Genomic DNA, 14,872 nt, shown 5'->3' with positions numbered 1-14,872 from the left:
TCCGTCATTCCGCGCCCAACGAGCGCCGCAGGAAGCCGAGTTCGTGCCGGAGCAGGTCCTCCACCGTCGCTTCGTCGGTCGGCCGGTGTCCGGCGCCGCGCAGCGGCAGGACTTCGTGCGGGCGGCCGGCGGCGAGCAGCGCGGCAGAGAGCCGCAACGCGTGGACGGGGAAGACGTTGTCGTCGGCGAGGCCCTGGACCAGGAGGAGTGGGCGGCTGAGCTTCGGGGCCTCGGCGATCAGGTCGCAGGAGTCGTAGTGCCCGGGGTGCTCGTCCGGGTGGCCGAGGAAGCGTTCCTGCCAGTGGGTGTCGTACAGCCGGTGGTCGGTGGGCGCGGCCCCGGCGGAGGCGGCGTGGAAGACGTCCGGGCGCCGCAGTACGGCGAGCGCCGCGAGGAAGCCGCCGTAGGACCAGCCGCGGATGGCGACCCGGCCGAGGTCGAGCAGCTCCGGCCGAAGCCGGGCGGTCTCGTGCAGGCCCTCGATCTGGTCCTCCAGCGCCGGCCCGGCCTTGTCGCCCCAGATGCTCTTCTCCCAGTGCGGCCCGCGCCCCGGGGTGCCGCGGCCGTCGACGACCAGCACCGCGAAGCCCTGGTCGGCGAACCACTGGGACACCTGCTCGTACCAGGCGCCGCCGGTGGTGACCTTCTGCATGGCGGGCCCCGCGTACGGGTCGAGCAGGACGGGCAGCGGCCCGTCGCCGGCCCGGTGGCCGACGGGCAGGAAGAGGTGGGCGCGCAGTTCGCGCGGGCCGAGGCGGAGCGGTTCGGGGCGGGCGGTGACGACGGGGGGCTCGGCGTACGAGGTGAGGGGGAGGGGCGCACGGCCGTCGCGGAGGACGGTGGAGAGGCCGCCGTTGGTGAGCACCAGCGTGCCGCCGCGCCCGATGCCGCCGTGCACGCCGGGTCCGCTGCTCAACTGCCGTATGCCGGTGTCCGGTTCGTACGTCCACAGGTGGGTCTCGGTGGGTTCCGCGGAGGCGGTGAACAGCACCCGCTCGCCCTCCGTCCCGAGGACGCCCCGCAGTTGCAGCCCGGCCGGGGTGACGGGCTTGCCGTCGACGGTCAGGTGCCGGGTGTCCCCGTCGTCGGCGGTGTCGACCAGGGCCCCGCCCGCCGTGCGCACCGGCACCCCGGGCAGCAGCTCGACCCAGTGCGGGTCGGTCCGCTCGGCCAGCACCCGGGTCGCGCCGTCCGCCCCGACCGCCAGCGTGCGGACGGTGCGCTGGTCGCGGCTCTGCACGGCGGCGTACGGGCCGTGGTCGTCCCAGCCGGCGGCGGTCAGGTACTCGAAGGCGGCGCGGTCCCAGCGGACCTCCGTGCGGGTGCGGCGGCCGTCGAGGCCGAGCAGCCAGAGGGTGACCTCGGCGTTGGCGGTGCCGGCCAGCGGGTAGCGGACGGCGCGGGGGGAGCGCCCCGGGTCGGCGGGGTCCGCGAGGAACCACCGGGCGACGGCACGTTCGTCGACCCGGGCCGTGAGCAGCGCGGTGCCGTCGGGGGACCACCAGTACCCGCGGTCGCGGTACATCTCCCCGACGGCGACGTACTCGGCCAGGCCGTAGCTCACGTCCTCGGCCTCGGGTTCGGCCACGGCGCGGTCGTCCGTACCGTCCGTGGAGACCACCCGCAGGGCGCCGCCGCTGACGTAGGCGATCCGGCGGCCGGTCGGGTCGAGCCGCACCTCCCGCGGCGGGGCGGCGGTGGCGAGCGGGTGCGAAGAACCCGTGGCGGTGTCGGCCAGCCACAGCGTGCCGTCCAGCGCGAAGGCGGCGTACCGGCCGGTGGCGTCGGTGCTGTACGAGGCGATGCCGCCGGTGCTGCCGAGCGCGCTCGGGTCGATGACCAGTCGCTCCTCGCCGGTCGCGGTGTCCAGGGCCCAGAGGCAGTGGACCGGGTCGGCGCCGCCCCGGCTGCGCAGGAAGAGCACGGTGGCGCCGTCGGCGGTGGGCGCGGCCTGGGCGGGGGCCCCGAGCGTGAAGTGCCGGGTGCGGGCCAGTTGCCGGGGGAGGGAGTCGGTGGTCATGCCGGGGACCATAGGCACACTCGGTGCGGCCCCGTCGAGGCATTAAACCGGCCGGAAACGGCCGGGGCCGCCGCGGATCTCAGGAATCCACGGCGGCCCCGGGGCCTCAGCGGCCCGGCCTCAGGAGCGGCGTCAGCGGACGTCGCCCATGAGCGACTGGACGCGCTTGCGGTAGCTGTAGACCGCGAAGCCCGCGAGGCACGCGAGGGCGGCCTGCATGCCGATGATGCCGGTGCCGTCCAGGTTGACGCCGGCCAGCGACAGGAGGCTGGTGGTGCAGTCACCGGCGGTGACGGCGAGGAACCAGACGCCCATCATCTGGGAGGCGTACTTCTGCGGCGCCATCTTGGTGGTGACCGAGAGGCCGACCGGGGAGAGGCAGAGCTCGCCGATGGTCTGGATCATGTAGATCGAGACCAGCCACATCGGGGAGACCTTGGTGCCGTCGCCCGCCATGTTCATCGGGACGATGAAGATGAAGAACGAGGCGCCGATCAGGACCAGGCCCATCGCGAACTTCGTGATGGTGTTGGGCTCCTTGTTGCGGCGCGACAGCCACAGCCACAGCCAGGCGAAGACCGGCGCGAGCGCCATCACGAACAGCGGGTTCAGCGACTGGTACCAGGTGGACGAGAAGCCGAGGCCGAGGACCTTGTCCGCGGTGTTCTTGTCCGCGAACAGGGACAGGGTGGACCCGCCCTGGTCGTAGATCATCCAGAACGCGGCGGCCGCGACGAAGAACCAGATGTAGGCGGTCATCTTGGACTGCTCGCCGGCGTCCAGCTGCTTGTCGCGCTTGATGCGGACCAGCACGACGACCGGGATGGCCAGACCCGCGATGGTCAGCGGGACGAGGGCCCAGTTCAGGGTGTAGACACCGAGCGCGACGACGGCGGCGTAGAAGACGACGCCCGCCAGGATCACGGCGCCGGCCTTCATCAGCAGGCTCTTGCGCTCCGCGGCCTGCAGCGGGTTGGGGACGACGCTGCTCTTCGGGCTCAGGTGGCGGGTGCCCATGAGGAACTGGGTCAGGCCGAGGCCCATGCCGACCGCGGCGAGCGCGAAGCCCAGGTGCCAGTTGTACTCCTTGCCGACCGTTCCGATGATGAACGGGGCGGCGAAGGCGCCGAGGTTGATGCTCATGTAGAAGACGGTGAAACCGCCGTCGCGACGCGGGTCCTCGGGACCGTTGTACAGGTGGCCGACCATCGTGGAGATGTTGGCCTTGAGCAGCCCGGAGCCGACCGCGACCAGGAGCAGGCCGACGAAGAACGCCGCCTGGCCCGGGACGGCCAGTGCGAGGTGGCCCGCCATGATCACGAAACCGGCGACGGTGACGGTCTTGCGGGCGCCCCAGACCCGGTCGCCGAACCAGCCGCCCGGGTACGCCATGAGGTAGACCATGGAGACGTAGACGGAGTAGATGGCCGTGGCCATCGTCGCCTTCATCGCGAGGCCGCCGCCCTGGCTGCCGGCTGCCGCGTCGGCACCGCCGGAGACCAGGTAGTAGATCAGCAGGGCGCGCATGCCGTAGTAGGAGAACCGCTCCCACATCTCGGTCATGAACAGCGTGGCGAGGCCTCGGGGGTGCCCGAGGAAGGTCTTGCCGCTGGGGGAGGCCGACGCGAGGTCGGCGGCCCGGGTGGTAGACGCCATGTGTAGTCGTTCCTTGCCTGACAGCGTCCGCCTAGGGGGGTGGCGGCGGACGAGGACTTGAACCACTCTACGTGGCGATATTTGGCGTTATCAGATGACAAACATTGCGAATCGCTCTGCTTAATAACAAAGTTGGCAACAGATCTGCCCGATTGATCCATGGTAGACGGGCGTGTCTTCCTTCGGTTCAAAGATCCAAGCGGGGATTCTTCGCCGAACGGCCGGTCAGCGGCGCTCCGTTGGGCCCCGACGGTCCCTTCTATAACGATCACCGTCTGTGAACTACCTCACAGGGGGTACGGGCATACGCGGGACGACTACCATCACCACATGACCTGTGTGCTGCTCGCCGAGGACGATCCGGCGATCTCCGAACCTCTCGCCCGGGCCCTGCGACGCGAGGGCTATGAGGTGCTCGTCCGCGAGGACGGGCCGACCGCACTCGCCGCCGGCCTCACCGAGGAGGTCGACCTCGTCGTCCTCGACCTCGGCCTGCCCGAGATGGACGGCCTCGAGGTCTGCCGCCGCCTGCGCGCCGACGGCAAGAGCTGCCCCGTCCTGGTGCTCACCGCCCGCGCCGACGAGGTGGACACCGTGGTCGGCCTGGACGCCGGCGCCGACGACTACGTGACCAAGCCCTTCCGCCTGGCCGAGCTGCTCGCCCGCGTCCGGGCCCTGCTCCGGCGCGGCAACGTCGACCAGCTCACCACCGGCGCGCACGGGGTGAAGATCGACATCGAGTCCCACCGCGCCTGGCTCGGCGAGGAGGAGCTGACCCTCTCCGCCAAGGAGTTCGAGCTGCTGCGCGTCCTGGTCCGCGACGCCGGCCGGGTGGTCACCCGCGAGGAGATCATGCGGCAGGTCTGGGACACCACCTGGTGGACCTCGACCAAGACCCTGGACATGCACATCTCCTGGCTCCGCAAGAAGCTCGGCGACGACGCGGCGAACCCGCGCTACATCGCCACGGTGCGCGGGGTCGGCTTCCGGTTCGAGAAGAATTAGCCGCGTACGGAGATCATGGCCGGGCGGCGGCCGATGCAGTGGAACACCTCGGGGAGCAGCAGCGTGAAACGCAGGATGATCAACTCGCTGCTGGTCGTCGTCCTGGTGGTCGTCGTGGTGTTCTGCGTGCCGCTCGCCCTGGTCGAGAAGCGCAGCATCGTCGACGCCGCCCAGGACCGGGTGGACGCGACCGCCGTCCGGGTGCTCGCCCTGGTCGAGAGCCGGCTCGCCGCCGGTGAGTCGGTCAAGGAGGGGCGGGTCTTCGAGAGCCAGGTCACCGAGGGCAGCTACGTCGAGGTGCAGATCCCCGGCCAGCAGGTCCTCTCGGCCGGCCGCCCGCCCGCCGGGAACCACCTGCTGCGGGCCGCCGAACACGGCACCAGCGGCGAGATCGTCACCGTCGAGCAGTCCCGCGAGGACGTCGACCACGAGATCGCCAACAACCTGCTGCTGCTCGGCGTGGTCGCCCTGCTGGCCGTCCAGGCCGCCGTCGCGCTCGCCGTCTGGCAGGCCAAGCGACTCGCCCGGCCGCTCACCGACCTCGCCGAGACCGCCGAACGGCTCGGCTCCGGCGACCCGCGCCCGCGCAACCGCCGGTACGGGGTGCCCGAACTCGACCGGATCGCCGAGGTGCTGGACACCAGCGCCGAGCGGATCGCCCGGATGCTCACCGCCGAACGCCGGCTCGCCGCCGACGCCTCGCACCAGCTGCGCACCCCGCTCACCGCACTGTCGATGCGGCTGGAGGAGATCACCGCCCTCGCCGAGGAGCCGGAGACCGTCAAGGAGGAGGCGACCATCGCCCTCCAGCAGGTCGAACGGCTCACCGACGTCGTCCAGCGGCTGCTCACCACCCAGCGCGACCCGCGCAGCCCCACCGCCGTCGCCTTCGACCTGGACGAGGTGATCAAGCAGCAGGTGGAGGAGTGGGGCCCGACGCTGCGCGAGCAGGGCCGGGTGCTGTCCCTGGAGGGCCTGCACGGGGTCACCGCGGTCGGCACCCCGGGGACGGTCGCCCAGGTGCTCGCCACCCTGATCGAGAACTCACTGATGCACGGCGCCGGGACGATCACCCTGCGGGTGCGGCCCTCCGGCACCTCGGTGGTGGTCGAGGTGCAGGACCAGGGCGCCGGAGTGCCGGCCGACCTCGGCAACCGGGTGTTCGAGCGGGCCGTCAGCGGCCGCAACTCCACCGGCATCGGCCTGGCCGTCGCCCGCGACCTCGCGGAGGCGGACGGCGGGCGGCTGGAGCTGCTCTCCTTGAAGCCCCCGGTGTTCGCGCTGTTCCTCGGGCGCAGCCACGAGGACTGAGCGGGGTACGAGGGCTGCGCGGGGCAGGGGGACGCGGACGGAGCCGGGTACGAGGACCGGGCCGGGTACGAGGACCGGGCGCGGTCAGCGGGCCCCGTCGAGCCGGACGTCGCGGACCACGTCGAGGTCGGTGAAGGTGGGCGGCGCGTCGCAGAGCGCCACCATCTCGCGGAAGATCCGGTCCGTCTCGGGGAGCTTCGAGTTGCGCATCGCCTCCTCGTAGGAGGGGAACTCCACGATCTCCACCACGTGGCGGGCATCCGAGCGGTCGGTGCCGACGACCGCGTGCGAGGCGGTCCGGCGGCCCTTGGTGGCCTCGACCCAGGTGTCCATGAGCCGGTTGAGGTCGTCGAGCCGGTCGGTCTTGCAGTCGATGATCTGGACGAACGCCATGGCGAGCCTCCTGGGACCCCCTCGGCCTCTCGATCGTCCGCGGGCCGTGCTCGCCCTCGGTCACCACTGTCCTCTCGCGGGGGCGGACCCGGCAAGGGGGAGGGGAGGGGCGGTCGCCGAGCGGCTACTCGGCCTTGGCGTAGCGGATCTGCTCGGCGGCCAGCATCAGCTCGGCCTGGGCGGCCAGCTCCCGGCCGTCGGCGGCCTCCGCGGCCTCCGCGGCTTCCCCGGTCCGTGCGGCCTCCGTGGCGTGTGCGGCCTGCGGGCTCGGCACGTTCGGTACGGGGGCCGTCTCGGGCAGCGCCTTGAAGACCCAGGTGCGGTACGAGACGAAGCGGAACACGGTGGCGATGGCGAGGCCGACGACCTTGGCGCCCATCTTCTCGAAGTTCGAGTCCAGGCCCAGCACGTACTGGGAGAAGCCGAGCACACCGGTCTCGATCAGCATGCCGAAGCCGCTGAACACCAGGAAGAGGGTGATCTCCCGCTTGCGGGAGTCGGCGTCGCGGTCCCGGTACAGCCAGTACCGGTAGCCGAGGTAGTTGGTGGCGATCGCGATCACCGTGGCGGCGATGTTGGACCGCAGCGAGGCGATGCCCAGGCCGATGTTGCAGACCCAGAAGACGGCGAAGTTGACCACGACCCCGCTCAGGCCGACGATGCCGAACTTCACGACCTCGCCCCTGATCCCACGCACCTTCTGCATGAGTGAGGGGTTCGAAGCTGTGGTCGTCGCCATACCGGGTGGCCTCCATGTACCTGCGGGGAAAAGGGTGTCCCACTGGGCCGGGGACACCCCTTGAGCCCTGCGTGCACGCACATGATCCGACCGCGCGGACGAGGACCTAGCCGTCCAGGCTACCCGCTTCCACCGAACGGCTCAGCCGTCCGGAGGAGGGGTTGACATCTACGCGCGTCCACTACTCACACCCCCACCGCGGCTCCATGGCCCCCCACCGGCCCGGATATCCTGGCGAGGTGACTTCCCCGGGCAATGTGAATTTTCCAGTGGTGGGCATGATCGGTGGCGGGCAGCTGGCCCGCATGGCACACCAGGCGGGCATCCCGCTCGGGGTCAGGTTCAAGCTCCTCGCCGACACCCCCCAGGACTCCGCCGCACAGGTGGTCTCCGACGTCGTCCTCGGTGACTACCGGGACCTCGACACCCTGCGCCGCTTCGCGGCCGGGTGCGACGTGATCACCTTCGACCACGAGCACGTCCCCACCGAGCACCTGCGGGCCCTGGAGGCCGACGGCATCGCCGTCCGCCCCGGCCCGGAGGCGCTGGTCAACGCCCAGGACAAGGGCGTGATGCGGGCCAAGCTCGACTCCATCGGGGTGCCCTGCCCCCGGCACCGGATCGTCGCCGACCCGGCCGACGTCACCGCCTTCGCGAACGAGGGCACCGGCTACCCCGTCGTGCTCAAGACCGTCCGCGGCGGCTACGACGGCAAGGGCGTCTGGGTCGTCGACGACGAGCGGGAGGCCCAGGCGCCGTTCCTGGCGGGCGTCCCCGTGCTGGCCGAGGAGAAGGTCGACTTCGTCCGCGAGCTGGCCGCCAACGTGGTCCGCTCGCCCAGCGGCCAGGCCGTCGCCTACCCGGTCGTCGAGAGCGTCCAGGAGAACGGCGTCTGCGCCGAGGTCACCGCCCCCGCGCCGGACCTCGACCCCGCCCTGTCCGACGAGGCCCAGCAGCTCGCCCTGCGGATCGCCGGCGACCTCGGCATCGTCGGCCACCTCGCCGTCGAGCTGTTCCAGACCCGGGACGGCCGGATCCTGGTCAACGAGCTGGCCATGCGCCCGCACAACTCCGGGCACTGGACCCAGGACGGCGCGGTCACCTCGCAGTTCGAGAACCACCTGCGGGCCGTCCTCGACCTCCCGCTCGGCGACCCCCGGCCGCGCGCCAAGTGGACCGTCATGGTCAACGTCCTCGGCGGCGACTACCCGGACATGTACCACGCCTTCCTGCACTGCATGGCCCGCGACCCCGGGCTGCGGATCCACATGTACGGGAAGGACGTGAAGCCCGGCCGCAAGGTCGGCCACGTCAACGTCTTCGGGGACGACCTCGACGACGTCCGCGAGCGCGCCCGCCACGCGGCCGCCTACCTGCGAGGAACGATCACCGAATGACCAACCCTCTTGTCGGCATCGTGATGGGTTCGGACTCCGACTGGCCGGTCATGGAGGCCGCCGCCCAGGCCCTGGACGAGTTCGAGATCCCGTACGAGGTGGACGTCGTCTCCGCCCACCGGATGCCCCGCGAGATGGTCGCGTACGGCGAGCGGGCCCACGGGCGCGGCCTCAAGGCGATCATCGCCGGCGCCGGCGGCGCGGCCCACCTGCCGGGCATGCTGGCCTCCGTCACCCCGCTGCCGGTCATCGGCGTGCCGGTGCCGCTGCGCTACCTGGACGGCATGGACAGCCTGCTGTCGATCGTCCAGATGCCGGCCGGCGTGCCGGTGGCGACCGTCTCGGTGGCCGGCGCGCGCAACGCGGGCCTGCTCGCGGTGCGGATGCTCGCCGCCTTCGACCCGGAACTCACCGAGAAGATGACCGAGTTCCAGGCCGAGCTGAACAACCAGGCCACCGAGAAGGGCAAGAAGCTCCGCGCCAAGGTGGCCGGCTCCTCGTCCTTCGGCTTCGGCAAGTAGGCCGCCCGGCGGGGTGGGGTAGAACAGCCCGTATGACTTCCGACTCCCTCACCCCGCAGGACCGATCGGACCTTTCGGGCCTCCCGGACCGCCTGGACCGCGCCCGCGCCCTGCTGCGCACCGCCCCCGTGGTGGACGGCCACAACGACCTCCCCTGGGCGATGCGCGAGCAGGCCGGGTACGACCTCGGCGCGCTCGACCTCGCCGCCGACCAGAGCGAGCGCCTGCACACCGACCTCGCCCGCCTCGCCGAGGGCGGGGTCGGCGCGCAGTTCTGGTCCGTCTACGTGCCCACCTCGCTGGCCGGCGACCACGCCGTCAGCGCCACCCTGGAGCAGGTCGACTTCGTCCACGCCCTGGTCGAGCGCTACCCGGACCGGCTGCGCCTGGCCCGCACCGCCGCCGACATGGAGGCCGCCCGCGCCGAGGGCCGGATCGCCTCGCTGATGGGCGCCGAGGGCGGCCACTCGATCGACTGCTCGCTCGCGACCCTGCGCGCCCTGTACGAACTCGGCGTGCGCTACCTGACGCTCACCCACAACGACAACGTGCCGTGGGCCGACTCCGCGACCGACAAGCCGGTGGCCGGCGGGCTGACGAAGTTCGGCGAGGAGGTCGTCCGGGAGATGAACCGGCTCGGCATGCTGGTCGACCTCTCGCACGTCTCCGCCGACACCATGCGGGACGCCCTGCGGGTCACCGAGGCGCCGGTGGTCTTCTCGCACTCCTCCGCGCGCGCGGTCTGCGAGCACCCCCGCAACATCCCGGACGACGTGCTGGCCCAGCTGCCCGCCAACGGCGGCGTCGCGATGGCCACCTTCGTCCCGAAGTTCATCCTGCCCGCCGCCATCGAGTGGACCCTGGCCGCCGACGAGAACATGCGCGCCCACGGCTTCCACCCGCTGGACACCACCCCGCCCGCGATGGAGCGCCAGCGCGCCTTCGAGGCCGCCAACCCGCGCCCGATCGCCACCCCGTCCACCGTCGCCGACCACCTCGACCACATGCGCGAGGTCGCCGGCATCGACCACATCGGCATCGGCGGCGACTTCGACGGCACCGCCTTCCTGCCCGACGGCCTCGACTCGGTGGCCGGCTACCCCAACCTGGTCGCCGAACTCCTCGGCCGCCACTGGTCGGAGGCCGACCTCGCCAAGCTCACCTGGCACAACGCCGTCCGCGTCCTGCGCGACGCCGAGTCGGTCGCCGCCACACTGCGCGCCGACCGCCGGCCCTCCATCGCCACCATCGCCCGGCTCGACGGCTGATCCGAGCCTTCTAACCCAGCCGCGGGATCTCGATGGCCGGGCACTTGTCCATCACCATCGAGACCCCGGCGGCCCGGGTCCGGTCGTACGCGGCCTCGTCGACGACCCCGAGCTGGAACCAGACCGCCTTCGCGCCGACCGCCACCGCCTGGTCGGCGACCTCCCCGGCCAGCGCGCTGTTCACGAACACGTCCACCACGTCGACCGGGACGGTTACGCCGGGTGCCATCCGATTTCACATCGATCTGGCGCGCCGACCAGTGCAGATGTCGGCAGGGAATGGCCGGGGGAGCGGTGGCGCTGGGGTGAGGTGAGTTCTCGGTATTCGGATGCGAGGAGACAGGGCATGTACGGCGACCCGGAGACGGTCCGGAAGATCCTCACCGAACTGGGCGACACCTGGGCCGTCGTGGGCCTCTCGTCCAACCAGCGGCGGGCGGCCTACGGCGTGGCGGAGGTGCTGCAGCGCTTCGGCAAGCGCATCGTGCCGGTGCACCCGAAAGCGGAGACGGTGCACGGGGAGAAGGGGTACGCGTCCCTCGCTGACATCCCCTTCGAGATCGATGTCGTGGACGTCTTCGTCCGATCAGACCTCGCCGGCGACGTCGCGGATGAAGCAGCCGCCATCGGCGCCAAGGCCGTCTGGTTCCAGCTTGGTGTGACCGACGAAGCCGCGTACGTGCGGACGCAAGCCGCAGGGCTCGCCATGGTGATGGGCAAATGCCCCGCCATCGAGATCCCAAAGTTCGGCCTGAACAGCTAGCTGGTACAGCTAGATTCCCAAAGTGCGGAGGCCCGCCAGTTGTAGCCCAACTGGCGGGCCAGAGCCTTTTCTGCTTGGCGCGGTCGAAGTGCGGAGGATCCGTAGTTATGGACTTCGCAAGGCCGCTCCATTGAGACGGCTGAGCGAAAAGACGTTCTTCGAATCTGCCGCTGGTGTATTCCGGTGACCTCTGCAGCGAGAGGCCTGATCAAGCAGGAGTCATTTGCGCGCTTAGATGAGCTGCTGGAGCCAGCTGATCAGCGAAGAGCCAAGCGCTTTTGCTGCGCCAGCCGCTAGGGCGGTGAGCAAAAGTCGAATCATTGGCTCACGGTTCTTAAAGTGAGCGGCTCGGCGGGTGTGAGGTGGCCTACGACGAGGCTTGTGCTGAGGCATGTCTCAACCATCTCGTCACTCACTGGAAGCGGACGTAAAGTCACCACTTCCTGCCGAAGTCAAACTTTTTCTGACATTCCTTTGCGGGGCGCCCGCTGCGCACTTTACGCTTCCTGACAGTTCCTTACGAGAAGAGGGTCTATGGACGGGGCAGGTCTGGAAGCCTTGCGCGCGCACCTGCAGCGAACGCACAGAGAGTCTGGTGAGATCAGCACGCGGGAGATTGCCAAAAAGTCTCACAGTGCGGTAAGTCACACTACGGCGCACCATGTTTTGCGTTGCAAGAGCCTTCCGTCTTGGCGGTCCCTGGAAGCGGTTGCCGCCGCTATCGGATGCGATATGGAGACGATCAGGGCCCTGTGGCTGGAGGCTCGACAAGAGCGGGATTCCGAGCCGACGGAGGAGGGCAACGCGAATGTGAACTATCGCGAGAGGGTGGACGCAAGGACTGCCGCTGCCATCAATCTCTCTCGCTTTTATGCCAGGCGCGGAGATAAGGCTAAGGCTAGAGATTTGTTGATCTCTGAGCTTGGGCGCTACAGAAGTTTTGACGGCCACCTGCTTGCCGAGCTCTATGAGCGATTCGGCTGGTTTGAAAAAGAGGTTCAGGATCGCTTTGGTGCAGCTCTGGTCGATTTCATCAAGAATGGCGAAGTGGAAGACCTGGAGACCGTTGATGCATGCACGTGGTATGCGAAGCGTTGTATGGATCGTGGCAACTTTGAACGCGCCCTAGCTTTTGCTCAGCAGGCTCGCCTATGTAATCCGATGGCCCCACGTGGGCTCGAAATGCATGGTGAAGTGTTGCTCGCTATGGGGAGAAGCGTCGAAGCGGAGGTCGTGCTGCTGCAAGAGTTTGAGATAAGAGCGATGCCACATCTTTATATTTGCCGCCTCTCCCCTCTGGGGAAGGCTCTTAAGCTAAACGGGCGTCTTCGAAAGCTTGAGGAGCTGGTTCGAGGTGCATTTGAGAATGAATCCCGAGAGGAGTACAGGAACTACAGGGCGGAAGATCTCGTTGAGGCGTTGATATTGAGAGGGAAATTGTCGGAAGCCGAGGCGTTGCAGATGAGCCTCGTTGACAAAAAGCGTGTCGACCACTACATGGATGTTTTTACTCTTTCGAGGATTATTGGAATGCAGGGTAGGCGACGCGATGCCATCTCTGCACTTCAGGAATGTGAAGAGTATGAAACTGGGGGAAGTGGGTATCTCAAGATTGAGCACGCTAACTTTCTCATGCGTGGTGGAGATGAAGAGTCGGCAGCCAAGATGCTGGAACCTCTCCTGGGACTTGAATAGGGCGCCTAGATGGTTGGGGTGTAAGGCTGCTCTCAATGTCGTTCTTGAGACTAGCCGCAACTTGCCCTGTGCATGAATGTCCGGGCCCCGTCCGAAACATGGACGGGGCCCGATCTATTGCGTCGCCAAGGTCAAGCCGCGAGTACTTCGCGTGCTCGGTCGTTGAAGTCGGCTACGAGGGCATGCTGGCCGAAGGGCACCATCTGCTGCTTGAGGTGCTGGACGGCCTCGACGGCGCGGGACGACTTGACCTGGCCGGTGAGCGAGAGGGTTCGCAGGCCGGCCGCGTGGGCGGCTTCGAGGTCGCGGCGCTGGAGGTGGGACACGGCGAGGGCCGCCTGAGACATCGCTCCGCGGCGGGCGCGCTTCTGGGCGCGGGCGTGGTCGATGGACAGGCGGGCGTACCGTTCGGACTCGGCGGCGTCGCCGATGTCCTGGAAGGTGTGGGCGTGCTCGCCGTTGAGGTAGGCCGGGTCGATGAACCGGGCCCACTCGGCCTCGTTGTCGAGCTGGACGTTCTCGTACGCCTGCTCCGAGGCGACGACCGCGTGGGCCGCGGCGCGCTTCTCGCCGAGCTTGGCGAGCGCGCGGCCTTCGAGCGCCCAGAGGTCCGCCAGGCACGCGTCCGACTCCGGGGTCTTGGAGAGGCCTGCGCGTCCGGCCTGGGCGAGTCGACGGCCTTCGTCGGGGTGCCCGAGCAGCGTGGCCTGATCGGCCATGCCGGCGAGCACGTGGGCGCCGAGCGCCGCGTTCCTGGACTCCTCGGCCAGGCGGAGCGACTGGATCAGGTAACGCTGCGCCGGTCCGTGTTCGCCGTTGTCGTAGGCCATCCAGCCGAGCAGATAGGTCTGCTCTGCGGCGGCCTCGCACAGGGCGCGGTGGACGTCTTCGGTGTGGGTCTGCCGCAGCAGGGGGTACACGTGCTCGTTCATGTATGCGGCGAGGGCCAGACGGCCTGATCCGCCGCCCTGGAAGATGTCCATCTGTTGGAACGCGCCGAACATGTTCTTGACGGCGGTCACGTCCTCCAGCAGGACTCGCCGACCGGGCTTCGGGGCCTGGTCGAGCGTCTGGAGCAGCCAGTCACGAGACGGTCCGACCGCCGCTGCCACGGCGAATGTCGATCCGGTCAGGAACTTCCGTCGATCCACGTCGGCCCTCCCTAGGTCTGCAACTGCCTCCACCGTAGCGGGGTAGGACTGGTTGTAGACAAGAGTTCGGTCCGCGACGGACGTCTCCTCAAGTCCGAGGTCGTAAGCGGTGACCCGGTAGCCGAAGTGGGCGGAGAACACGTCGGACAGGATGTCCGGGACCGGCCAGCGGGGGGATTGGCCGGCGAGCCAGCGCTTGACGCTGGACGGGTCCGACGAGATGTGGGGGTGTCCCCAGTCGGCCGCCTTCGCCCTGACGCGCCGGGCGAGTTCCCCGAGCGACCATCCGGTACGGCCCAGCCAGTCCGCGAGTTGAGCGTTCGGAGTCTTCAAGATCGTTCCCCTGCCAGCAGTCTGACGACCATTCACAACGGTTCAACACCCTCTGCAACAGTACTCCGACCCCGGGTGAGCGTGTTGTCTGGAAGCAAGGTCAGTACGGCTGCTTCGTGGACCAATTCAGTCCAACGAGGGTTGGGGCGGATGTGGTGAACAGACCAGGTACATCGGCAGGGGCTGAGGCAACCCCGCCCTCCCCGTGGGCGTTCTTCTGGCTCCCGCGGCACCGGCAGTCGGTCCCGGCCGCGCGGTCGCTGCTGCGGGACTTCCTGCGGAATCTCCCGGGCGGTGCCGCTCTCGTGGAGCCCGGTGAGCTCGTGCTCTCCGAGTTGGTGACGAACTCGGTGGTGCACGCGCGGGTGCCGAAGGGGCGGCGGATCGCGGTGCGGTTCGACGCCGTGTGCGAGCACCTGCGGATCGAGGTGCACGACGCGAGCAGCGAGAGGCCCGTGATCCGGCGGTCCACCGGGCCGGACGCGACCTCGGGCCGCGGGCTGTGCCTGGTGGAGGCCTTGTCCGCGGAGTGGGGCTGCCAGCCCCGGCCGGAAGGCATCGGAAAGATCACTTGGGCCTTGGTGGGCCCGGAAGGTGGTGGGCGATGAGGCTCGGGCGGG

12 protein-coding genes and 2 pseudogenes are annotated in these 14,872 nt (G+C 69.3%); 8 read left to right on the top strand and 6 right to left on the bottom strand.

The features are described from left to right. Positions 1 to 4: 4 nt before the first annotated feature. Both ACFXOZ_RS28920 and ACFXOZ_RS28915 read right to left on the bottom strand, forming a co-directional pair. Positions 5 to 2,020 (bottom strand): prolyl oligopeptidase family serine peptidase, encoded by a 2,016-nt coding sequence (locus ACFXOZ_RS28920; protein WP_380593243.1) that lies wholly within the window; start codon positions 2,018 to 2,020, stop codon positions 5 to 7. 132 nt (positions 2,021 to 2,152) lie between these two features. Further along, entirely contained in the window at positions 2,153 to 3,676 is a 1,524-nt protein-coding gene (locus tag ACFXOZ_RS28915; RefSeq protein ID WP_380593242.1) for a peptide MFS transporter, read from the bottom strand. Positions 3,677 to 4,006: 330 nt separating this feature from the next. Here ACFXOZ_RS28915 and ACFXOZ_RS28910 point away from each other — a divergent pair, with 330 nt between their 5' ends. Together ACFXOZ_RS28910 and ACFXOZ_RS28905 are read left to right on the top strand one after the other, a co-directional pair. Then, positions 4,007 to 4,681, top strand: a complete 675-nt coding sequence (locus tag ACFXOZ_RS28910; protein WP_030290974.1) for a response regulator transcription factor — start codon at positions 4,007 to 4,009, stop codon at positions 4,679 to 4,681. 63 nt (positions 4,682 to 4,744) lie between these two features. Then, the gene (locus ACFXOZ_RS28905) at positions 4,745 to 5,992 is read left to right on the top strand and encodes an ATP-binding protein (protein WP_375894788.1); all 1,248 of its coding nucleotides are present in this window, start codon (positions 4,745 to 4,747) and stop codon (positions 5,990 to 5,992) included. A gap of 90 nt (positions 5,993 to 6,082) precedes the next feature. Here the strand turns inward: ACFXOZ_RS28905 and ACFXOZ_RS28900 are convergent. Further along, positions 6,083 to 6,385, bottom strand: a pseudogene (locus ACFXOZ_RS28900) (ester cyclase); the annotation flags it as partial. A gap of 124 nt (positions 6,386 to 6,509) precedes the next feature. Next, entirely contained in the window at positions 6,510 to 7,091 is a 582-nt protein-coding gene (locus ACFXOZ_RS28895) for a GtrA family protein (protein ID WP_375894791.1), read from the bottom strand. A 290-nt stretch (positions 7,092 to 7,381) separates the two neighbouring features. Here ACFXOZ_RS28895 and ACFXOZ_RS28890 point away from each other — a divergent pair, with 290 nt between their 5' ends. The 3 genes from ACFXOZ_RS28890 to ACFXOZ_RS28880 are packed head-to-tail and all read left to right on the top strand — an operon-like array spanning position 7,382 to position 10,310. Then, a complete protein-coding gene (locus ACFXOZ_RS28890; protein ID WP_375894794.1) occupies positions 7,382 to 8,521 on the top strand; it encodes a 5-(carboxyamino)imidazole ribonucleotide synthase in 1,140 nt (379 codons plus the stop codon). Continuing rightward, positions 8,518 to 9,042 (top strand): 5-(carboxyamino)imidazole ribonucleotide mutase, encoded by a 525-nt coding sequence (gene purE / locus ACFXOZ_RS28885; RefSeq protein WP_380525643.1) that lies wholly within the window; start codon positions 8,518 to 8,520, stop codon positions 9,040 to 9,042. The genes ACFXOZ_RS28890 and purE overlap by 4 nt, the downstream gene beginning before the upstream one ends. Positions 9,043 to 9,074: 32 nt before the next feature. After that, on the top strand, positions 9,075 to 10,310 hold the full coding sequence (locus ACFXOZ_RS28880) for a dipeptidase (protein ID WP_380593241.1): 1,236 nt from the start codon (positions 9,075 to 9,077) through the stop codon (positions 10,308 to 10,310). 10 nt (positions 10,311 to 10,320) lie between these two features. Here ACFXOZ_RS28880 and ACFXOZ_RS28875 read toward each other — a convergent pair. Then, positions 10,321 to 10,527, bottom strand: a pseudogene (locus ACFXOZ_RS28875) (CoA-binding protein); the annotation flags it as partial. 129 nt (positions 10,528 to 10,656) lie between these two features. Between ACFXOZ_RS28875 and ACFXOZ_RS28870 the strand changes: the two are divergent. Continuing rightward, positions 10,657 to 11,073, top strand: coding sequence for a CoA-binding protein (locus tag ACFXOZ_RS28870; protein WP_380593240.1), 417 nt, complete (start codon positions 10,657 to 10,659; stop codon positions 11,071 to 11,073). A gap of 732 nt (positions 11,074 to 11,805) precedes the next feature. Further along, positions 11,806 to 12,768 (top strand): tetratricopeptide repeat protein, encoded by a 963-nt coding sequence (locus ACFXOZ_RS28865; protein ID WP_380593239.1) that lies wholly within the window; start codon positions 11,806 to 11,808, stop codon positions 12,766 to 12,768. A gap of 131 nt (positions 12,769 to 12,899) precedes the next feature. Here the strand turns inward: ACFXOZ_RS28865 and ACFXOZ_RS28860 are convergent, their stop codons facing one another. Then, complete coding sequence (locus ACFXOZ_RS28860) at positions 12,900 to 14,252, bottom strand: transcriptional regulator (protein WP_380593238.1); 1,353 nt, start codon at positions 14,250 to 14,252, stop codon at positions 12,900 to 12,902. A gap of 116 nt (positions 14,253 to 14,368) precedes the next feature. Between ACFXOZ_RS28860 and ACFXOZ_RS28855 the strand changes: the two genes are divergently transcribed. Beyond that, on the top strand, positions 14,369 to 14,860 hold the full coding sequence (locus ACFXOZ_RS28855; protein WP_380593237.1) for an ATP-binding protein: 492 nt from the start codon (positions 14,369 to 14,371) through the stop codon (positions 14,858 to 14,860). Positions 14,861 to 14,872: the final 12 nt, after the last annotated feature.

Origin of the sequence: Kitasatospora sp. NPDC059160, assembly GCF_042755465.1 — a bacterium.
Lineage (GTDB): Bacteria > Actinomycetota > Actinomycetes > Streptomycetales > Streptomycetaceae > Kitasatospora.
Note: the sequence above shows the minus strand (reverse complement) of the source record. Positions and strands in the feature narration are given on the sequence as shown.